The sequence below is a fragment of the Pseudomonas sp. LBUM1647 genome, assembly GCF_059716175.1.
This window is the reverse complement of record NZ_CP166809.1, coordinates 3576827-3597768: the sequence shown is the minus strand read 5'-3', so window position 1 is coordinate 3597768 and position 20942 is coordinate 3576827. Positions and strand designations below refer to the sequence as shown.

At 57.8% G+C, this 20942-nt stretch carries 21 protein-coding genes; 7 read left to right on the top strand and 14 right to left on the bottom strand.

Annotated features, from left to right (window positions below):
* Positions 1-81 precede the first annotated feature (81 nt).
* A complete protein-coding gene (locus ACA059_RS16245; RefSeq protein WP_123365003.1) occupies positions 82-1407 on the top strand; it encodes a sigma-54 dependent transcriptional regulator in 1326 nt (441 codons plus the stop codon).
* A 96-nt stretch (positions 1408-1503) separates the two neighbouring features.
* On the opposite strand, the gene fapF is transcribed toward ACA059_RS16245, so the two are convergent.
* From fapF to ACA059_RS16200, 9 genes are all read right to left on the bottom strand, one after another.
* Entirely contained in the window at positions 1504-2784 is a 1281-nt protein-coding gene (fapF, locus tag ACA059_RS16240) for a fibril amyloid transporter FapF (protein WP_497630071.1), read from the bottom strand.
* Between the two features lie 44 nt (positions 2785-2828).
* Positions 2829-3569: a fibril amyloid subunit FapE gene (fapE, locus tag ACA059_RS16235; RefSeq protein ID WP_497630070.1), complete on the bottom strand. Its 741-nt coding sequence runs from the start codon at positions 3567-3569 to the stop codon at positions 2829-2831.
* Positions 3570-3603: 34 nt separating this feature from the next.
* Positions 3604-4284, bottom strand: coding sequence for a fibril amyloid maturation endopeptidase FapD (gene fapD, locus ACA059_RS16230; RefSeq protein WP_497630069.1), 681 nt, complete (start codon positions 4282-4284; stop codon positions 3604-3606).
* Positions 4285-4347: 63 nt separating this feature from the next.
* Positions 4348-5865 carry an amyloid-like fimbrin subunit FapC gene (gene fapC / locus ACA059_RS16225; protein ID WP_497630068.1) on the bottom strand — a complete coding sequence of 506 codons (1518 nt, stop codon included), beginning with the start codon at positions 5863-5865 and terminating at the stop codon, positions 4348-4350.
* A 51-nt stretch (positions 5866-5916) separates the two neighbouring features.
* Positions 5917-6489: a fibril amyloid subunit FapB gene (fapB, locus tag ACA059_RS16220; RefSeq protein ID WP_497630067.1), complete on the bottom strand. Its 573-nt coding sequence runs from the start codon at positions 6487-6489 to the stop codon at positions 5917-5919.
* Position 6490: 1 nt separating this feature from the next.
* Positions 6491-6928, bottom strand: coding sequence for a functional amyloid chaperone FapA (gene fapA, locus ACA059_RS16215; RefSeq protein ID WP_497630066.1), 438 nt, complete (start codon positions 6926-6928; stop codon positions 6491-6493).
* A 333-nt stretch (positions 6929-7261) separates the two neighbouring features.
* Positions 7262-7786, bottom strand: coding sequence for an AAA family ATPase (locus ACA059_RS16210; protein ID WP_497634689.1), 525 nt, complete (start codon positions 7784-7786; stop codon positions 7262-7264).
* On the bottom strand, positions 7783-8346 hold the full coding sequence (pnuC, locus tag ACA059_RS16205; protein ID WP_497630065.1) for a nicotinamide riboside transporter PnuC: 564 nt from the start codon (positions 8344-8346) through the stop codon (positions 7783-7785). Before pnuC ends, ACA059_RS16210 begins: the two co-directional genes overlap by 4 nt.
* 237 nt (positions 8347-8583) lie before the next feature.
* A complete protein-coding gene (locus tag ACA059_RS16200) occupies positions 8584-10218 on the bottom strand; it encodes a methyl-accepting chemotaxis protein (RefSeq protein ID WP_497630064.1) in 1635 nt (544 codons plus the stop codon).
* A gap of 294 nt (positions 10219-10512) precedes the next feature.
* Here ACA059_RS16200 and ACA059_RS16195 point away from each other — a divergent pair, with 294 nt between their 5' ends.
* Both ACA059_RS16195 and ACA059_RS16190 read left to right on the top strand, forming a co-directional pair.
* A complete protein-coding gene (locus tag ACA059_RS16195; protein ID WP_497630063.1) occupies positions 10513-11343 on the top strand; it encodes an undecaprenyl-diphosphate phosphatase in 831 nt (276 codons plus the stop codon).
* Complete coding sequence (locus tag ACA059_RS16190) at positions 11340-11768, top strand: DUF1294 domain-containing protein (protein WP_497630062.1); 429 nt, start codon at positions 11340-11342, stop codon at positions 11766-11768. The genes ACA059_RS16195 and ACA059_RS16190 overlap by 4 nt, the downstream gene beginning before the upstream one ends.
* Here ACA059_RS16190 and ACA059_RS16185 read toward each other — a convergent pair.
* Together ACA059_RS16185 and ACA059_RS16180 are read right to left on the bottom strand one after the other, a co-directional pair.
* Positions 11765-12124, bottom strand: a complete 360-nt coding sequence (locus tag ACA059_RS16185; protein WP_415769175.1) for an MmcQ/YjbR family DNA-binding protein — start codon at positions 12122-12124, stop codon at positions 11765-11767. The two genes, ACA059_RS16190 and ACA059_RS16185, sit on opposite strands and share 4 nt — an antisense overlap.
* Complete coding sequence (locus ACA059_RS16180) at positions 12121-13029, bottom strand: LysR substrate-binding domain-containing protein (RefSeq protein WP_282479168.1); 909 nt, start codon at positions 13027-13029, stop codon at positions 12121-12123. The genes ACA059_RS16185 and ACA059_RS16180 overlap by 4 nt, the downstream gene beginning before the upstream one ends.
* A gap of 129 nt (positions 13030-13158) precedes the next feature.
* Between ACA059_RS16180 and ACA059_RS16175 the strand changes: the two genes are divergently transcribed.
* Positions 13159-13770, top strand: a complete 612-nt coding sequence (locus ACA059_RS16175) for an FMN-dependent NADH-azoreductase (protein ID WP_056740026.1) — start codon at positions 13159-13161, stop codon at positions 13768-13770.
* Between the two features lie 178 nt (positions 13771-13948).
* Complete coding sequence (locus tag ACA059_RS16170; RefSeq protein ID WP_497630061.1) at positions 13949-14986, top strand: alpha/beta hydrolase family protein; 1038 nt, start codon at positions 13949-13951, stop codon at positions 14984-14986.
* A gap of 37 nt (positions 14987-15023) precedes the next feature.
* Here the strand turns inward: ACA059_RS16170 and ACA059_RS16165 are convergent, their stop codons facing one another.
* Together ACA059_RS16165 and ACA059_RS16160 are read right to left on the bottom strand one after the other, a co-directional pair.
* On the bottom strand, positions 15024-16211 hold the full coding sequence (locus ACA059_RS16165; protein WP_134420008.1) for an MFS transporter: 1188 nt from the start codon (positions 16209-16211) through the stop codon (positions 15024-15026).
* Positions 16212-16429: 218 nt separating this feature from the next.
* Complete coding sequence (locus ACA059_RS16160) at positions 16430-18019, bottom strand: ABC-F family ATPase (protein WP_149419747.1); 1590 nt, start codon at positions 18017-18019, stop codon at positions 16430-16432.
* Between the two features lie 496 nt (positions 18020-18515).
* On the opposite strand from ACA059_RS16160, the gene lpxO reads away from it, so the two are divergent.
* On the top strand, positions 18516-19415 hold the full coding sequence (gene lpxO / locus ACA059_RS16155) for a lipid A hydroxylase LpxO (protein WP_497630060.1): 900 nt from the start codon (positions 18516-18518) through the stop codon (positions 19413-19415).
* Between the two features lie 76 nt (positions 19416-19491).
* Here lpxO and ku read toward each other — a convergent pair whose 3' ends face one another.
* Positions 19492-20352: a non-homologous end joining protein Ku gene (ku, locus tag ACA059_RS16150; RefSeq protein WP_497630059.1), complete on the bottom strand. Its 861-nt coding sequence runs from the start codon at positions 20350-20352 to the stop codon at positions 19492-19494.
* 203 nt (positions 20353-20555) lie between these two features.
* On the opposite strand from ku, the gene ACA059_RS16145 reads away from it, so the two are divergent.
* Positions 20556-20912, top strand: a complete 357-nt coding sequence (locus ACA059_RS16145; protein ID WP_497630058.1) for a hypothetical protein — start codon at positions 20556-20558, stop codon at positions 20910-20912.
* Positions 20913-20942: the final 30 nt, after the last annotated feature.

The following is a 20942-nucleotide window of genomic DNA, read 5'->3' as shown; positions in this document are numbered from 1 at the left end:
AATTATTGCTAACGTTACAGCCAGGTCCGCCAAACGACTGTTTTTAATAATATTTCATAAATTTGGCGCCAAGGAACAGCCATGATCGAAGCGCCTGCCTTACGACGTCTGTTAGTAGTGGATCCTTGCGACGACTGTCATCGTCTGCTGCCGGTTTTGCGCTCTGTGGGTTGGGACGTTGACAGCTGCACCCTGGAAAACGTTGCCGACAAAACCTGCGATGTCGGCCTGTTGCGTTTGCAGCCTTTTCACCTCGAACGCCCGGAAGCCGTCAAAGAGCTGATCAGCCGTAGCGGTACCGAGTGGATCGCCGTACTCAACCAGGAAGTCCTGCGATTGCAGAATGTCGGGGACTTTGTCTGCGAATGGTTTTTCGATTTCCATACCTTGCCATTCGATGTGTCCCGGGTTCAGGTGACGCTGGGCCGGGCATTCGGGATGGCACGCTTGCGTGGGCAGGGCACGGTTCACATTGATCAACCTGAACACGAGCTGCTTGGCGACAGCAAACCCATTCGCGAACTGCGCAAGTTGCTGAGCAAGCTGGCGCCCACCGAGTCTCCGGTATTGATCCGTGGTGAAAGCGGTACCGGTAAAGAACTGGTCGCCCGCACGCTCCATCGACAATCCCAACGTCACAGCAAACCCTTTGTCGCGATCAATTGCGGCGCAATTCCCGAACACTTGATCCAGTCCGAACTGTTTGGCCACGAGAAGGGGGCCTTTACTGGCGCCCATCAACGCAAAGTCGGGCGGATCGAAGCGGCTAACGGCGGCACGCTGTTTCTCGACGAAATCGGTGATCTGCCCCTGGAGCTGCAGGCAAACCTGTTGCGTTTCCTCCAGGAAAAGCACATCGAGCGGGTGGGCGGCAGTCAGCCGATTCCCGTGGATGTGCGGGTGTTGGCCGCGACCCATGTCGATCTTGAGGCAGCGATCGAGAAGAAACGCTTTCGCGAAGATCTGTATTACCGCCTGAACGTGTTGCAGGTCGCGACCGCGCCCTTGCGTGAGCGCAATGGCGATCTGTCGATGCTGGCGAACCACTTTTCCCATTTCTACAGCCATGAAACCGGCCGCCGTCCGCGCAGTTTCAGTGAAGACGCCTTGATTGCCATGGGCAAGCATGACTGGCCGGGCAATGTGCGCGAGCTGGCCAACCGGGTACGTCGCGGGTTGGTACTGGCCGAAGGCCGGCAGATCGAAGCGCGAGACCTGGGGCTGATCAGCCAGCAGGCCGTTGCCGCGCCGATGGGCACGCTGGAAAACTACAAGCACCGGGCAGAGCGCCAGGCCTTGTGCGATGTACTTAACCGCCACAGCGATAATTTGAGCATCGCCGCCAAGGTGCTGGGGATATCCAGGCCAACCTTCTACCGTTTGTTGCACAAGCATCAGATACGTTGAGCTGCATGTTGTTAGCTGCAAGGAAAAGCTCTGAAAACCTGGAGCTATCAACAGTAAAAAACCCGCCGAAAAAGCGGGTTTTTTGTGGGGGCCGGATTAGAAGTAGTACGGGAATTTCAGGCTGAAGGAAAAGTCTGGCGAGTCGTCGGTCAGACCGATGGACAGGTTGGGAACGATCGTCAGGTTATCGGTTGCTGCCAGGGTCATGCCGATGTTGAAGTTGGCCGAGTTGTAATCGCTGTTGGTAATCGATTGCCAATCACCACCGTCCGGCTTGATCTTGCTCTTGCTGGCGAACTGGTCGGTGAACGAGAACGACATACTCATCTTCTCGTTCAAGGCGAAAGCAATGCCGGCGCCGACCTGCCAGGAATTGCCCAGTTTCACGTCACCGGGCACCTTGGAGTTGACCTGAGGGCTGATGTCGCTGAAAGAGTCTTCAATGTTGTAGGTGTAGGCCAGGCTGCCGAACAGCACGGCCGGGTCGAAGGTCTTGACCAGGGAGATACCCGGGGTGATCGACCAGACACCGTTGCCAGTAGGCAAGTCCTCGGGTATCGCGAGGTTATCGTTGTTCGGCTCTTGGACCAGCTTAATGCCGTATGGATCCTTACCGGTCGGCGCCTTGACGCGCAGTGTAACGACCGCATCGGGCAGGTTGGCCGACTCATCCAGAAACTTGTAAGCAACGCCAACGTTCACATCGCCGATGGTCGGGTCGCGGGTAACGGTTGCGTCCGACGTCACTGGGCCAGCGCCACCGGCGCCACCGGAGGAATACGTTGATTCGCGATAAACCACGGGGACGTTAATGTCGAACTGCCAGCGTTGTCCCGTGTTGTAGCGGGCGGTCAGGTCCAGGGTCCAGTTATCCGCCTTGATACGGTCGATATCGATGCTGCCGAGAAAAATCGAGTCCAGCGCCAAAAAGCCATTGAGCGTCAGCGCACGGGTATCGTAGTGCGTGTAGGTCATGCCGGTTTCGAAGCTGAACCTGCCGCCACCGAAGAAGCCGCTGGCTTCGTCATACAGGTTGGAAACGCTTTGCGCAGGCTCCGAATCATCCTTGAGCGATTGGCCGTATGAACTGCCTGTGGTTCCCGGCGCACCGGCGGCCACCGTCTGGCCACCCTTGGTCGTTTCGGCAGGGGATTTGGTCAGGCGTTTGGGAGCCGGTGTTGCAGGTGTTTCTTCGACTTGGCGAACGCGTTGCTCGAGTACCATCAGCGCGTTCTGTTGTGCTTCGTAACGCTGTTTCAACTCCATGAGTTCTTGTTTTAGTATCTCGACCTGGGGGTCCGGTGCTGCGTACAGCAGTGTCGCCGGGGCCAGGCTACTCAAACAAACGATAGCTCTGAACGTTAACGATCGGTGCATGGGTTAGCCGTCCCTTCTGACTTCATGATGAGACTGAGCGTAGATCAGAATCCTTGAGTGCGAAGACCTTTGAGCTGGTCCAGGTTGCCGTTCAGCGACCCGGCTGTCGCCACGTTGTCACGCAGCACGACATTGAGGGACGTGAGGTTGCGGACCTGGTTGCCACCGCCGAGCAAAGTGGTGTTCTGCATCAGCCCACCCTGGGCCAGGCGTTGTACGGTACTGCCCTGGTTGTTGTTGGCCACGATGTTGAGTTGCACACCCGTACCGGTCGAGGAAATGCTCAGCGAGCCCGCGCCATTGGTGCCGACCAACGTCGAGCCTGCGGCCAGTGCCTGGCCCTGCTGTTGCGTTGCTGGCGCTTGGTTAGCCTTTGTGACGTTGATATCAACGTTGTTGTAGGCAGTGTTATGGTCGCCGGCAGCACGCACGACTTGAGTGACGCCTTCGGCGCTGTTGAGGCCGCCGCCGCCAGTGACGGTACCGGTGCCTTGCGAACTCGCCGAACCATTACCTTTTTCGTCGATCATCGATACATAGAACTGTGGCTTGATGGTCGATTGTTGAATTTGCATCGAGGAAGTTGCCCCGATCACTTCACCGTTGGCATTTTGCCAAGTGCTGGTCATGACAATGCCGAAACTGACGATCCGTCCCGGCATGACATAGCGGCCTCGCAGGGTTGCCAATTCCTGATCGTTCAGTTCAATGGGTTTGAGCGTCTGTGCTTGGGTCGGCAGGCTGGCGGCCAGGCAAACCACGGCCAGCCAGATTGGAGTCTTCATTGGAATGCTCCCGGAGCGTCGTGCTCCCTTGTTATTAGAAGAAGTCGCTTTGGATGAATCCGAAATCCATCAACTCTGCGTCTTGCACCGGGCTGAAGGTGTTGATGCGGTTCTTGGCGGTCAGTGGCAGGGGTGGGTCGAGCAACGCATTGGTTTTGTCGTAGCCCTGGCCGATGACGGCAAAGATGATGCCGTTCCAGCCTTTTACAAAGTCTTCGACTTTGTAACGTTTATGACCGAGTACCGGATCTCCGATATATACCCAGCCCTTTTGAACTCTTTGCATGACCACAAAATGTTTGTAGCCACGGATATCCATGAGCACCACAACCGGAATTCTGATCTCGCTCAACGTTTCGGGCGCTACCCGGTAACCACGGGCCCGCATGCCGATACTTTCCACGTAGCGCTTCATGTCGAGCATGGAAAAGCCCTGGACGCGGACAAGATCCTGATCGGAGTGTGACAGCATGCCTTCGATGATTTGTTCTTCGTTCACGTCCAGCCAATAGGCCTGGCGCAATATCGTCGCCAGCGCCGCTGCGCCGCAACTGAAATCGGTTTTCTGTTGGACCAGGTCGGCAAACTTGCGCTCACGCACGCTTTGGATCGGCTTGAACACCACCGCGCCGCCCGGCAGGACGGCAAGCGGTATTTGTGCAGCCTCGATCACACTGGCCACGCAAAGCAAAAATGCCAAGGCGATAATGCGCATAGTGGGATGCCTTCTGGTTGTGTTGAAAAAAGGCCCCCATAAGGGGGCCTCCAGAGACAGCAGTTAGAACGACTGGTTGGCAATGGACAGCGAGTTGCTTTGTTGGTTACCCACACCGGCAGCCACGTTGACGCCCAGGTTGCCACTGCCGCCATTCACCGAACCGCTCAGGGTTGCAGTGTTGGTCACAGGGTTTGCCCAGCCAGTTGGAGTCAGCACTTGATAGGAGTAGGTGTTGCTCAAATCATATGAGCTGCTTTCACTGTAGCTTTTCGCTTTTGCGTACTCAGATTCGGACGATTTCGAGCCCGATTTTTCGAACGAGGAGGCGTTCGATTTTTCGAACGAGGAGTCGAACGATTTTTCGAACGAGGAATCGCGCGATTTGTCGTACGACGATTCGTGAGACTTGTCGTACGAGGAGTCGCGAGTTCTGTCGAACGAGGAGTCGCGAGATCTGTCGAACGAGGAATCGCGCGATCTGTCGAACGATCTGTCTACCGATACGTCAAGCGTTGCGTCAAGCGATGCGGTAAGCGATGCGTCGGAACTCCTGCTGCGGGTGCGATCGCCATTGCCATTATTGAAGGTAGTGGAACTGGAAGTCGCCGCAGCAGCGTCCAGAGTAGCGCCCAAGGAAGCGTTCAAGGATGCACTCGAAGAACCGCTTGCACTGCTGCTGTTGGAACCGCTTGCAGTACTGCTGTTGGTACCGCTCGCAGCACTGCTGTTAGAACCGCTCGCAGAACTGCTGTTGGAACCGCTTGCATTGCTGCTTTTGGAACCGCTTACATCAATGCTGAGGGAACCGCTAGATTCAGAGCTCTTGGCCCCGGCCGCGGCCCAGCTCGAAGAAGCGCTTTGACTGCCGCTAGCCTCGAACGACTTATCTTTGGAGAAACTACCGCTGGCCGTGTTGGTAACGGTAATCGTATCCACGCGGTAGGTCCGATCAGCGTTGTTATTCACTGTCAGGCCAGGACCGCTTTGATTGGCAGAGGCGGTGGCGTTTGCGTTACCCAACGGGGAGTTGGAGTTGGCAATTGCCATGGTGTTTTTCTGTTGGTTCAGGTCGCCGCCAGCAATGTTGATACCCATGTTGCCGTTGCTGCCATCAGCCGATCCGCTCATCACGGCAGAGTTTGTGACGCCGTAGTTGTAGACCTTGTTGTTGTTGCTGTATTGCGTGACTCGAGCGCTGGCGTCGGCATTGCCGAACACGAAGCTGTTATCGAGACTGGAGGTGGAGCCAGCGTTTGCGATGGCGGCCGCGTTGTCTTGTTGGTTGCCGGCGCCTGCTGCCACGTTGATGCCGACGTTGCCGCTCGAGCCTCCGCCAGAGCTGCTCATCTCGGCTGAGTTCTGAGTCCCTTCGTTGAGGATGCGGTTGCCGGTGCTGCTCTGCCTGTCGTTCGCATTGGCAGTCGCGTCGGTTTGGATCCAAGTTGGAGGAGGAGTGTGGTTATTGTTGTGACCACCATTATGGTGACCACGCCGATCGTTCTGTCCAGCTTGTGCAGCAACAGCCAAGACCGCAGCGATTGCAAAAACCAGAGGTTTTATTGCCATCGAAGGTTTCATGGTGGTTCTCCGTACTTATTTTAGGTTAAGTGTTGTACCTACCTGTTTGGGTCAATCCGTGACCCGTACGCTCAGGGTATTGGCCGTTCGGTTTCCCACCCCGGCGCTCTGATTCAACTGGATCACCCCACGGCTACCGGTGAAGGCCTGATCGCTGGTAGCGACCTGGCGATAGCCTGGTGCAGAGTCAGTTGGATCGGAGTTAGTGATCAGCGCCACGTTCTGTTGCCTGAGGACGCTGTCGTCGATGCTTTGCGGCTGTGTGCTGATGCTTATCCGCAGGGCATTGGCTTGCTGGTTGCTGGCGCCCGCGCTTTGGTTGACGCCCAGTACGCCGTTGCCGTGGCTGAAGGAGTCGCCTTGAATGCTGGAATGGGCATCGATTCTGGGGTCGACCACCGTACGCAGCCGTTGGCGAATTTGTGTGGTCGCGCTGGCTCCATGGCCAACGGCGATGGCCCGGGCGTTAGCCTGCTGCTGCAGATCGCCCGCGGCCTGGTTGACCGCGAGGTTGCCCTGGTACTGCGTGCCCGAGCCGTCGATTTCGGCGTTATTGATGACGGGAGATTGGGCAAAGGTCGATGCACTGCAAAACATGGCGAGAATCAGCAGCGTACGATTCATCTTAACGGTCTCCCGTTATGACTTTCAGAGCACCCAGGCCTTGCTGGACGCTTGAATTGACCATGTTGGCAATACCGTTGCCGGCATTTCCCGAACGTCCCGCGGGGAGGTTGGAAAGCTGGGTCTGGTTGCCGATATTGCCGCCCAGGTTGTTGGTGTTTTGAGTGACCAGGCGGGAGATGCCTGCACCACTGGCGACACCGGCAAAGTCGCCGTCGCTCAATTCGTTCGTTTGACTGAGGATGTGTTTGGACGGGTTGGCATTGGCGGTCGTGGGGCTAGGGTCGGGAATTATCGGCGCACGCGTTGCCATGCGTGGTTGGACATCACGTTTGATAATGATGATGCCGTTGTCAGCTTGTACAGGCAGGCAGACACTTGAGCCCAGTGCGCATCCGATCAGCAGGAGGGTATAGATGTTGTTTTCAAGTTTCCCCACGGCGGCAATTCCTTCTGTAAGTGGAACGCTGGCCCTTATCAGCGTTGCGAGGAAGAGAGCAGAAGGTGTGCCGGTTTTCGTTTTTCTTTTAAAAACAGTTGGTTGGCTTTAATTGTTGAGGTTGTCAAAAGAATTTTGTAACGCCACTGAGACAGAGCCACGCAAAAGTGCCGTTCATGCTGGCGGCATTGCTCGCTAAAGGGCGCTGAAGGCTGGTTGTATCAGTGGCTTAACATTTTCTTGCAGGAACGCTCGGGCCGCTCTGGCTCGCGGGTTTGCGCAGGGATGGGTGTTTCAGGAATGGACATCTGTGACAGGGGCGGGATACCCCTGTCAGGCCTTGAGCAAGCGCGTCACCGCCTCGAATGCCGCGTCCTTGCGTTGTTGCCAATCACCTTGCAGCACCTGGCAAGGCTGGTGGTGCAGGTCAAGCCATTGGCGGCTGGCCTGGAAAAACGCCTGGCGTTCTGCCAGTTGCGGTTGGCAACGCTGCCCGTCGTCATGCCAAGCCACGGTTTCAGGGCTCAGCAGCAAATGCAGGTCGTAGTGCCGTGCCAGCAATGCTTGCTCGATCCACGCCGGGCAAGCGCCAAACAAAGTTCGACTCCAAAGGATATTGCTTAATAGGTGTGTATCGAGAATCAACAGGGATGGTTGTCTGGCGCGTGCTTCATCTTCCCATCTCAGCTGGCCATGTGCTATGGATGAAATGTCATCGTAGCAGGTTTCGCGGGCTTCGCTTTCGATGAAGCGCCGAACGTACTCATCGACCAATATGCCGCCAAAATTGGCGTGAATCTCACTCGAAAGCCAGCTTTTGCCGCTGGATTCCGGACCTGCCAGCACCAGCACCTTCATGGGCACAGCAGCGGATCGCTGCGCCATGTGCGCCAGCCTTGAATGGCCAGCAGGGTGAACAGACCATACAGGGCCGCAGTCAGGTACATTCCCTTGTACAAGAACAGGCCGACGAAAATACAGTCCAGGACGATCCATAGCGGCCAGCACTGCACGCGTTTTTGCGCCATCCATAATTGCGCCACCAGGCTGAAGCCCGTCAGCGCAGCATCGAGCCAAGGCTGCGCGGCGTCGGTCCAATGGGCCATGGCCGCCCCCAGCAACAGACTGCCGACCGCGCCAATGACCAGGCCGAAAGCGACCGATTTACCGTCGAGTTGACTGACGTGCCGACCCTGGTGCGCGTCCCCCGCACGTGTCCACTGCCACCAGCCATAGAGCTGCAACGCGGCGTAGATCACCTGCAGCAGCATGTCTGAGTAGAGCTTCACCTCAAAAAAGATCCAGCTATAAAGCAGCACCATGACCAGGCCGATTGGCCAGCACCAAGGGTTCTGTTTGACCGTCAACCAGACGGCAATGACACCGAGGGCGGCGGCAAACAGTTCAAGCCCGGACATGGAGGTTCCTTGGGGAAATCGAAGAGGGTACGGATTGTAACGGCAGGCGCTGCCAAGTAGAACCGGCGTGCGCTGTCCTGTGTAGCAGCTGCCGATGTGGCGAGGGGATTTATCCCCGTTGGGCTGCGAAGCGGCCCCTTTTTTTCCAGCCACACCACGTCCAATGGGTTACGACGGCTTCGCCGCCGAACGGGGATAAATCCCCTCGCCACAGGGCAGCTGCTACAGGGGCAGGTGTTACACCCGGAACTGCTTGATCAGACCGTTCAACTGCTCACTCAATTCCTTCAGATGAACGCTGGCCACGCTCGACTGTTCGGCCGCCAGCGCCGTGCTGTGGGACAAACCGGCCGCCTGGGTGACGTTCTGGTTGATGTCCTCGACCACATGCGCCTGTTGCAAGGTCGCGCTGGCGATGGAGGCGTTCAACCCGTTGAGGTTGCGCAGCGCCTGGGCAATGGCATTCAGGCTTGCACCGGCCAGGCCGGCCTGCTCGATGGTCAACTGCGATGCACGGCTGCTGTCGCCGATCACTTTGACCGCCGCTTCGGAATGGCTTTGCAGGCGTTCGATCATCGACTGGATCTCGGCCGTGGACTTCTGGGTACGCTGGGCCAGCAGTCGCACTTCATCGGCCACCACCGCAAAACCGCGACCTTGCTCGCCGGCCCGGGCGGCTTCGATGGCTGCGTTGAGGGCCAGCAGGTTGGTTTGCTCGGCGATGGAACGGATCACTTCGAGAACGCTGCCGATCTGCGTGCTTTCGGCGGCCAGGGTACGAATCACTTCCACCGCCTGATCGATGGTCGACGACAGCTTGTCGATCTGTTGCAGGCTGCTATCGATGTTGACCTGGCCTTGCTGCGCCTGAGACTCGGCATCGCGCATTTCGCTGGCGGCGTGCTCGGCGTTTTTCGCGACGTCGTGTACGCCATACGTCACTTCATTGATTGCTGTGGCCACCAGTTCCATTTGCTGGGACTGTTGCTGACTACGTTGCTGGGCCTGGGCAGCGTCGTTGCCCAGTTCGCTGGAAGACTGGCCCAGGGCACTGGCGGACACTTGCAGTTCTTTGATCACCAGTCGCAGCTTGGCGGTGAAGGCGTTGAAGTGGCGTGCCAGTTGCGTGACTTCATCCTGGCCATGGGTGTCGAGGCTGCGGGTCAGGTCGCTCTCGCCGCTGGCGATTTTGGCCATGGCGTTCACGGTTTCCTGCAGTGGACGAACGATGCTGCGGGCAATCAGGATGACCAGCAACGCCATGATCATGGCAATCACCAGCCCCACGAACGAGGCCTTCCAGACTTGGCCATAGAACTCGGCCTGCATGTCATCGATATACACGCCCGAACCGATTACCCAGCCCCAGGGTTCGAAGAGTTTGACGTAGGAGGTTTTTTCTACCGGTGCGCTGGCGCCCGGTTTAGGCCAGCGATATTCGACGGTGCCGGCACCCTTGGTTTTGGCGACGGCGACCATTTCGTTAAACAGGGCAAAACCGTCCGGGTCGCGAATCGCCGAGAGGTTCTGGCCATCGAGTTTCGGGTTGGCCGGGTGCATGATCATCACCGGCGTCAGGTCATTGATCCAGAAGTAGTCGTTCTGGTCATAGCGCAGACCGCGAACGGCGCTCAGAGCCTGCTTCTGCGCAGCATCGCGGGTGAGGGTGCCGGCGGTTTCGAGGTCGTGGTAATAGGTCAGAATGCCACTGGCGGTTTGCACCACATGCTGGGTTTTCTGGGCCTTGGCGTGGTACAGGTCATCGTGAATCTGCTTGAGCATCAAGACGCCCAACGTCATTAGCATCAGGACGGCCACGATCAAGATGAGCCACAAACGTCGGCTGATCGACATACTGCGCAAGCTGTTCATAACGCTGTCACTCCGAGTTCTTTTTCTTGTAATAAATGATCGCCAGCATCCAACCACACTTTGCCAATCGGTCATATCCGACCCAAGTCCAATAACGCGGCAGCGTTAATCAGACTTGTCTGATAGGATTTCGGCCCCGCACGGAAAAACCTGAATCCAAGTTGATTTTTCACGGAATTTTTATGGTTCCGTCTGGATCCTGTGCGCGCGGGACTTCAGCTAGGCTGATCGCAGTAAACGTTCTGAAAAAATATTAACGGGGCATGCCATGGCGCATCGCTTCTTGGGGGATTGATGGATCTTTGGACTGCCTTTTCGGCATTGATTCTTGGGGTTGTAGAAGGGCTGACGGAGTTTTTGCCGATTTCCAGTACCGGGCACCAGATCATTGTGGCGGACTTGCTCAACTTTGGTGGCGAGCGGGCGATTGCTTTCAACATCATTATTCAGCTGGGGGCGATTCTGGCGGTGGTGTGGGAGTTTCGCCGCAAGATCTTCGACGTGGTCATCGGTTTGCCGACCCAGCCGAGCGCTCGCCGCTTTACCGCAAACCTGTTGATTGCTTTCATGCCGGCCGTGGTACTGGGGGTGATTTTTTCCGATTTGATCCACGAATACCTGTTCAACCCGATCACCGTCGCAGCGGCGTTGGTGGTAGGCGGGATCGTCATGTTGTGGGCCGAAAAGCGTCAGCATGAAGTGCATGCCGAAACCGTTGATGACATCACGTGGAAAGACGCCCTGAAAGTCGGCTTCGCCCAGTGCCTGGCGATGATTCCCGGGACGTCACGCTCCGGCTCGACGATCATTGGTGGCTTGTTGTTCGGGCTGTCGCGCAAGACCGCTACCGAGTTCTCGTTCTTTCTGGCGATGCCGACCATGGTCGCTGCGGCGGTTTACTCGGGCTACAAATACCGCAACCTGTTCGTCCCGTCGGATTTTCCGGTGTTCGCGATCGGTTTCGTCACGGCGTTCATCTTCGCGATGATTGCCGTCAGAGCCTTGCTCGTGTTCATCGGCAGCCACAGCTATGCGGCGTTTGCCTGGTATCGCATCGCGTTCGGCCTGGTCATTCTGGCCACCTGGCAGTTCGGTTGGGTCGACTGGACCGCGGTCAAGCCATGAGTGACGCCAGCGCGCGCAACAACCCCGGACGCAAACCCGCAGGAGAGATTCGCAATCTTCAGCTGAAATTGTTGGTGTTTGCGGTCCTGTGCGCGCTGCCGCTGTGCGGCTCGATGTCGTTGTGGCTGCGCGGGGTTTCGGTGATGCCCCTGGCGGCGTACGGGGTCGTCAGCCTGCTGGCGTTCTTGCTGTACTGGGGCGACAAGCGCAAGGCTCGCGCCGACCATTGGCGCACACCGGAGAACGTGTTGCATGCGGTGGAACTCGCCGGGGGCTGGCCGGGCGCCTTACTGGCGCAGCAGTTGTTTCGGCACAAGACGCGCAAAGTGTCGTTTCAGCTGTTGTTCTGGATGATTGTGTTGCTGCACCAGGTGTTCTGGATCGATCAATTATTTCTGGGTGCAAATCTGCTGGCGCTGTTTTAAAGCAGCAGTCCGACCTGGGTGCGCTTGGGCAACTTGCTCACCACCAATTGATGGGAACGCTGCAACAAGCCTTGCAACTCTTCAGTGCCCAACGGGTAGGGCGTTTCCATGATGATCCACTGAGCCCGCGCCAGATACGGCGCCGGGCGGATTCCCGGGCGGTCGCAATGGCCGAGAAACAAATCCTTGTCGACCTTGAAGGCCAGGGACTCGCCCCGCAGATTCTGCAAGGCAAACATCTTGTTCCCTGCAATCGAAAACACCCGTACGCCACCCCACTTGTAGTCTTCCCGCGCACCCGGTAGCGCGAGACAGAATTGCGCGACATCCTCTTCGCTCATACGTCCAGCCTTCATATCAGTCGGTCCCCACAGGCATTGAATGATTCGATCAAATGGTCGAGCCAGGCGCGTACGGCCGGCATCACCCCGCGCCGATGAGGGTAGACCGCTTGCAGCCAGCCGCCAGGCAACGACCAGTCGGGCAGCAACTGCACCAGCGAGCCGTTTTCCAGTTCCTGCTCGCAATACATCATCGGCAGCATGGTAAAACCCTGGCCGGCAAGGGTGCAGGCCTTGCGCACGATAAAGTCATCGATGCCCAATCGCGCTTCGAGGGTGAGATCGCAGCTTTTACCCTGTTGGTCGAGCATGCGGATATGCACCAGGCGGTCGGCTTCCAGGGCACCGAGCACGGGCAGATTTTTCAAGTCTTCGGGGTGGTTGATTTCACGTCCGTGCAAAAAACCGGGGCTGGCGACCATCGCCATCTGCGCCTGGCGCAAACGTCGGGTGACCAGCAGCGGATCCTCATCGCCCAACTCACGCACCCGCAGCGCCACATCGACGCCCTCGGTCACCAGGTCGACGCGACGGTTGAGCAACATGACCTCCAGTTGAACCTGAGGATACTTCTCAAGGAAATCGCTGATCACTGTCGGCAGAATTTCGTGGGCCAACCCGACGGGGCAGGATACCCGCAAACGCCCGCGAGGTTCGCTGGACATACTGGCCACGGCTTCGTCGGCCATTTCGGCTTCCAGCAGCATTGCCTGACAGTGCCGCAGGTAACGTTCACCCACGGCGGTCAGCTTCAGTTGTCGGGTGGTGCGTTGCAGCAGGCGCGCGCCGAGACGCTCTTCCAGCTCGGCGATGCGCCGCGACAACCGCGACTTGGGAATTCCGAGCAAACGCCCGGCCGCGGCGAAGCCACCGGCTTCAACCACCTTGGCGAAGTAGTAGAGATCATTGAGGTCTTGCATGGTGGGAGCTCGATTGTTCTATCTGTAGGACGAACTATCGCATTGTTGCCGTCTAATCAGCTATTGGTTTCGCCTGTAGGATTCTCCCCATCAGATCGCCTTGTAGCGATCCTCACCTGGAGATCCCACATGAAACTGCTGCATATCGATTCGAGCATTCTTGGTGACAACTCGGCTTCCCGTCAGCTGAGCAGCGAAGTCGTTAAAGCCTGGCAAACCGCCGAGCCAACTGCCGTGGTGACCTACCGCGACCTGGCCGCCGATGCCATCAGCCATTTTTCCGCCACCACCCTGGTTGCCGCCGGCACCACCGCTGAACTGCGTAACGCCGCGCAGCAACACGAAGCCGAGCTGAGTGCCACCACCCTGGCCGAATTCCTCGCCGCCGATGCCGTGGTGATTGCAGCTCCGATGTACAACTTCACCATCCCGACCCAACTCAAGGCCTGGATCGACCGCATCGCCGTTGCCGGTCAGACCTTCCGTTACACCGAAGCCGGTCCTGAAGGCCTGTGCGGTGGCAAGAAAGTCGTCATCGTATCGACTTCCGGCGGTCTGCATGCGGGTCAGGCGACTGGCGTTGCTCACGAAGAGTACTTGAAGGTGCTGTTCGGCTTCATCGGTATCACTGACCTCGAGTTCGTCCGTGCCCATGGTCTTGCCTACGGTGACGAAGTCCGCACCAAAGCCATGAGCGACGCTCACACGCAAATCAGCGAGCAGTTGTTCGCCGCCGCGTAAGGCGTGTGTAAAGAAAATCAAACAGCTCGGGTAATACCCAAAAAACTCTGTATTCTGATCACGCAAGTGCCAGATACGGAGTTTTTTGTTTCTGGCTGTTTCGGATTTCATTAAAAAGTGGCCCGAGTTATGCAGTCGAGGGTTAACGTCCCCGGTCATTAGCCAGGTGGAGCCTCCCATGGTGCGTCTTTGTGCAACCTTACTGATTTGCCTGCTCAGCAGCCTGAACTCAGTGCACGCCGCGCCTGCGCCGCATCCTCACTGGAGCGTCGGCTTCCATGAGATGAGTTTTCTCGACCCTCTGGACTTGCAGCCGATGCGCGCCATCGCCTTCTATCCCTCCAGTGACAAAGAGCACTCCAGCATCCTCGAGGGCTACACGGTCGAAGCGGGCGAAGACACCCCAGTCGCCATCGGTCGTTTTCCGATGCTGATGCTGTCCCACGGCAACACCGGAACACCGCTGGCTTTAAACGATCTCGCCACGTCGCTGGCACGCAAAGGGTTTGTGGTGGTGGCGGTGATCCATCCCGGTGACAACTCCAAGGACCACAGCCGCCTCGGTACGTTGAGTAACCTTTACGGTCGGCCCATCCAGATTTCCGAAGCCATTACCGCGACGCTGGGCGATCGAATGCTCGCGCCCTTCGTCAATGCCGATCAAGTCGGTGTGATCGGTTATTCGGCGGGTGGGGAGACGGCGCTGATTCTGTCCGGCGCGACACCAGACCTGGACCGTCTGCGCCGCTATTGTCAGGAACGCCCGGACGACCGCGATGCCTGCAACACCCAAGGCGAATTGATTGCTGACCGTGATGACTTGCAACCGGTGGCTGACCCTCGGGTTCGCGCCTTGCTGCTCATGGCGCCGCTGAGCCTGAAGTTTGGCCGCCATACCCTGGCCGACGTGCATGTTCCGGTGCTGCTCTACAGCGGCGACGGCGACAAACTGGTGGCGTTCGACAAGAATGCCGCCGCCCTGGCGCGCAAACTGCCGATCGCACCGGACTTCAAGTTGCTGGCCGGGGCAGGGCACTTTGTGTTCATGGCGCCTTGCAATGAAGAGCAGATCATCGCCATGCCGGCGCTGTGTACCGATGCCGATGGTGTCGACCGCAAAGACATCCATCGCACCATGGTGTCCGAAGCCGGGCGTTTCTTCTCTCATGCGCTTGGCAAGCCGACCCGGGCCGGAATGCAGACGGCGGATCAATAATGTGGGAGCGGGCTTGCTCCCACAGTGGATTGCAGTGTCAGGCCATGGCGCGGCGTTTCAGTAACAGGGTTAAACCGAGGCCAGTCACCGACAACAACGCCGCGCTGAAGAAAATCCACGTGTACCCCAGGTTTAGCGCCACTGCGCCCATCAACGGCCCGGCAATCGCCAGCGCCAGATCGAAAAACACCGCGTAAGCACTCAATCCCGCCCCGCGACTGGAGTTGGGCACTTGCTTGATTGCTTCGACCCCCAGCGCCGGATACACCAGCGACAGACCGAACCCGGTCAGGCCTGCGCCGATCAGCGCATAACCGGTCGAAGGCGCGAGCCATAGCAACACCAGGCCCACCGTTTCAATGCTCATGCAGGCAATGGCCGAGGTGAATCCACCGAAACGGCTGATGCTGGAGATGAACAACAGTCGCGCCAGAATGAAGCACACGCCAAACACCGTCAGGCAGTAAGCCGCGCCGGCCCAGCCACGGCTGACGTAGTACAGGGTAATAAAGGTGGTCAGCGTGCCATAACCGATGGAGGCGAGGCTCAGGCTCGCGCCGAACGGCGCAATGCGCCCGAACACCGCCCAGAACGGCAGGCGCTCGCCGCGAATCACCGGCACCGAGGGTTTGTTTCGGATCAGCAACAACGCCGCCAGCGCCAGCACCGACAGCGCGATCCCAAGACTGGCGAACCCCAGTTCGCCGACCATCACCACGCCCAGCGGCGCACCAATGGCGATGGCGCCGTAGGAGGCGATGCCGTTCCAGGAGATCGATCGGGCGGTATGTTCCGCGCCCACCTGACCCATGCACCAACTGATGGTGCCGACCCCGATCAATCCCTGGGCAATCCCCAGCAACAAGCGGCCAGCGATCAGGATCAACAGGCTCAGCAATGGAAAACTTTGCAGCAGCGTTGAAATCAACGTCAGCACGCCGCTCAACACAATCCCCGATAACCCGTAAACAATCGCCCGCTTGGTGCCGATGCTGTCCGACAGGCGCCCGGCCATCGGGCGGCTGAGCAGGGTGGCCAGGTACTGCGAGCCAATGGTCAGCCCCGCGATGATCGCGCTGAAACCCAGCTGCTCATGGACATACCCCGGCAACACAGCAATCGGCAGGCCGATGCAGAGGAAGGCAATAAAGGTATAAAAAACGATGGAGACGATCTGCAGGGTGATCGCCATGGAGCTTTGCGGTGGCAATTGCTGCACAGACATGAGGGCTCGTTCGCGGGCGGCGGTAGGAGAACAGCATCATGGCGCGGGCTGAGAATAAAAGGAAGCAGGCTAACGATAAGATCAAAAGATCGCAGCCTTCGGCAGCTCCTACAGGGGACGCATTCCAATGTAGGAGCTGCTGAAGGCTGCGATCTTTTGATCTTCAGGCAATAAAAAGCCCCGTCACAAGGACAGGGCTTTCCATTTTCAGCCGGTGCTTAGAACACAACGCCCTGACTACGCAGGTAGTCATCATAAGTACCGCTGAAGTCGATTACGCCGCTGGCGCTCAACTCGATGATACGGGTGGCCAGGGACGATACGAACTCACGGTCGTGGCTGACGAAGATCAGCGTGCCCGGGTAGTTCTCCAGCGCCAGGTTCAGCGCCTCGATGGATTCCATGTCCAAGTGGTTGGTCGGTTCGTCCATGATCAGCACGTTCGGCTTTTGCAGGATCAGCTTGCCGAACAGCATGCGACCTTGCTCGCCACCGGAGATGACCTTGACCGACTTGAGGATCTCATCGTTGGAGAACAACATCCGGCCGAGGGTGCCGCGAACGATCTGCTCGCCGCCCTGAGTCCATTGGCCCATCCAGTCGAACAGGTTGCAGTCGTCTTCGAAGTCGTGCGCGTGGTCCTGGGCGTAGTAGCCCAGTTCCGCGGCGTCGGTCCACTTCACGGTACCGGCATCCGGGGTCAGTTCGTTGACCAGGGTGCGCAGCAGGGTGGTTTTACCGATACCGTTCGGGCCGATGATCGCCACGCGCTCCCCAGCTTCAACCTGGAAGCTGAAGTCCTTGAACAGTGTCTTGCCATCGAAGCCTTTGGCCATGCGCTCGACGATGACCGCCTGACGGTGCAGCTTCTTGGTTTGTTCGAAACGGATGAACGGGCTCACACGGCTCGAAGGCTTGACTTCGGCCAGTTGGATCTTGTCGATCGCCTTCGCACGGGAAGTAGCCTGCTTGGCTTTCGAGGCGTTGGCCGAGAAGCGGCTGACGAACGATTGCAGTTCGGAGATCTGTGCTTTCTTCTTGGCGTTGTCCGACAGCAGTTGCTCGCGGGACTGGGTTGCCACGGTCATGTACTCGTCGTAGTTGCCCGGGAACAGGCGCAACTCGCCGTAATCCAGGTCAGCCATGTGGGTGCACACGCTGTTCAGGAAGTGACGGTCGTGAGAGATGATGATCATCAGGCTGGAGCGCTGGGTCAGAATGTTTTCCAGCCAGCGGATGGTGTTGATGTCCAGGTGGTTGGTCGGTTCGTCGAGCAACAGCACTTCAGGATCGGAGAACAGCGCCTGAGCCAGCAACACGCGCAGTTTCCAGCCTGGGGAAACTTCGCTCATCGGGCCGAAGTGCTGCTCGATGCCGATACCCAGGCCCAGCAACAGTTCGCCGGCACGGGATTCGGCGGTGTAGCCGTCCATTTCGGCGAATTCGGTTTCCAGTTCCGCAACGGCCATGCCGTCTTCTTCGGTCATTTCCGGCAGCGAGTAGATACGATCGCGCTCGGCCTTGACCTTCCACAGCTCTTCGTGGCCCATGATCACGGTATCGATCACGGTGAATTCTTCGTAGGCGAACTGGTCCTGGCGCAATTTACCCAGACGCACGTTCGGCTCGAGCATGACCTGGCCGCCGGACGGCTCGAGGTCGTCGCCGAGGATTTTCATGAAAGTCGACTTGCCGCAACCGTTGGCGCCGATCAGGCCGTAGCGGTTGCCCGCGGCGAATTTGACCGAAACGTTTTCGAATAGCGGCTTGGCGCCGAACTGCATCGTGATGTTAGCTGTAGAGATCAAAGGTTTTTCCTGCGAAGCATTCAGAGTAGCTAGGGTTGCGGCAGTACCGATTCAGTACCCGTTTCCGGTATTCGAACCATAGGAAATGCATCCCGGTCAGAAGCGGAAGGTCCATCTGGCAATAAGTGGACAGCAGCATATGGAGCGCTTGGCCCGAGTCGAAGTGCGCTGAGACGGGGTTCATTCCCGTCATCAACCAAGGGGGGCGCGTAATGTTTGGCGGCGATTGTACTGGTCTGGCTCTTTAAACGATAGGGCGTTAAGGCCGCACGGCCACTTTGGCAGCATCAGTGGACAGATTTTCACATCTGAAGGTTAACTATTGGTTACAAACTGTGGCTAAAATGCCATCTATCACCTGATGCCGACAGGCGGCAGAGGCTCAAGGACGCGCCATTCGGGACCGCTGTTTAGTATTCAGACGCTGCACAAGACCCTCGGGCCGATTGGCCGGCAAGGGACGCAGTTTGTTCACTTCTGACGTGTGACGATTTTTGTGAAATTGATCATTGCCGCTATTTACGTTGTATCCATTGCGTACGTCCACTTGCGCGGACGCGTGCGCCACAAGCTGGGCCGCCAACTGAGCGACCACTCGACGTTTCTGGCGCCGATCAACTGCTTCCTTTATCTGTTCTCGAAAATCCCCAACAAGCCTTATCTCAACCCGGCCGACTTTCCTGATCTGAGTCCGTTGCAGGACCACTGGGAAGAAATTCGTACCGAAGGCCAGAACCTGCTCAAGGCCGGGGAAATCAAGCGCTCGAATCAATACGACGACGTCGGCTTCAACTCGTTCTTCAAGACGGGCTGGAAGCGTTTCTACCTGAAGTGGTACGGCGACAGCCATCCCTCGGCCATGAAACTCTGCCCGCGCACCACCGAACTGGTGCAAAGCATCGGCTCGATCAAGGCTGCGATGTTCGCGGAGCTGCCACCGGGTTCGAAACTGGTCCGTCACCGCGATCCGTATGCCGGTTCCTATCGCTATCACCTGGGCCTGGAAACTCCGAACGATGCCGGTTGTTACATCAACGTCGATGGCGAGAACTACCACTGGCGCGACGGTGAAGCGGTCATGTTCGACGAGACCTTCATTCATTACGCCGAAAACACCACCGGGCAGAACCGCATCATTCTGTTCTGCGACGTGGAGCGGCCGATGAAGTATCGCTGGGCGGCGGCGTTCAATGGCTGGTTCAGCCGTTATGTGATGTCGGCGGCGGGCGCACCGAACGATGCGGGAGACAATACCGGCGGTATCAACCGCTTGTTCGCCAAGATCTACAAGATTCGCCTGCGCGGCAAAGCGCTGAAGAAGCGCAACCGCAAGCTCTATTACCTGGAGAAATGGGCGATTTTTGGTGGCTTGTTGGCGATTTTCGTCTTGATCTGAGTTTTGCGTTACGTCGGAAGATGCCATCGCGAGCAAGCTCGCGATGGGGCCAAAATATTCATTGCACAACCTTCAATCAGCCACGAGAAGTCTTCGTGGCTTTTTTCTGCGCGGTGGGTTTGGTCGCCGGTTTGGTTTTACCGGCACTCTTGCCGCCGAGGCTGCGTTTAAGCAGCTCGGTCAAATCAATAACATCAGCGGTTTTACGTTCCTCTTCGCCAGTCGCCGTTTCGACATCCTCGATCTTGCCTTCATTAGCCTTTTTCTCGACCAATGCCATGATCTTGTCTTCAAAACTGTCGCGATAATCCTCGGGTTTCCAGTCTGCGCTCATGTCCTGAACCAGTCGTTTGGCCATGTCGAGTTCGCCCTTGGCCAGTTCGGGCTTAGTGACTTCACTGCCCAGTTCGAGGGTGTCCAGACTTCTCACTTCGGCAGGCCAGCGCAGCATCACCAGCACCATCGCCGATTCCAGCGGCATCAGCGCCGCCAGATGCTGACGGGTATGCAAAACAACGTGGGCCAGGGCGACTTTGTTGGTTTTGCTCAGCGTTTCGCGCAACAGCGCATAGACCTTGCCACCGCGTTTGTCCGGTGCCAGGTAATAGGGCGTGTCGATGTTTTGCAGAGGGATCTGCTCGCTGTCGACAAAGGAAAAGATGTCGATAGTCTGAGTCGACAACGGGTGCGCCGACTTGATTTCCTCTTCGCTGAGGACCACATACCGACCCTTTTCGTATTGCACACCTTTGACGATGTGTTCCTTGGTGACTTCCTTGCCGGTGACCTTGTTGACTCGCTTGTAGCCCACCGGGTCCATGCTGCGACTGTCGAGCCAGTCAAAATCAACTCCTTGCGAGGACGTCGCCGAGACCAGCGCCACAGGGATGTGCACCAGACCGAAACTGATCGCGCCTTTCCAGATTGCCCGTGCCATGGTCGTCTACTCGCGAGTGATGTTCAGGTGACCTGTGGCCTGGCGCAAAAGTTTCAGTGGCTTGCGGCCCGGTCCTGCGGGAGATCAACGGCGTACTCAACTTCGTGTTACATCTTGCCGGGGAGGTTTTAGTTAACAAATCCGAACCCCGGGCGTAGCGTGATATCGAAGTTCCTATCCACGCTGATGTCGAGAGGCTCCCCATGAACAGATTTGTGCTCGGCTGCACCGCGTTGGCGTTGAGTGGCGTGCTGAGCCATCTGGCCCAGGCTGACACCGCATCGCCACCTTCTTCATTGCTGTTGGCCCAGAGCCCGACGGGCCAAACCAGCAATCCTTACAACAGCCCGATTCGCCGGGCCAACCCCAACAGCATGCAAGGCACACAACCCAGCGCGCCGGCGATTCGTGGGCCGAACACAGTGCCCGTGCCGCGCCCTCCGACGCTTGATAATGGAGGCATCGGTAACCGCTATCCCCAGGATCGCTCGCCTCCCGCCACCCCACCGAAATTCATTCCCAATCCACCTCATCGAGACGCAGACACCAGCAACCGTTGAACGGCACAACAGCGTTCTTGCCAGCCATTC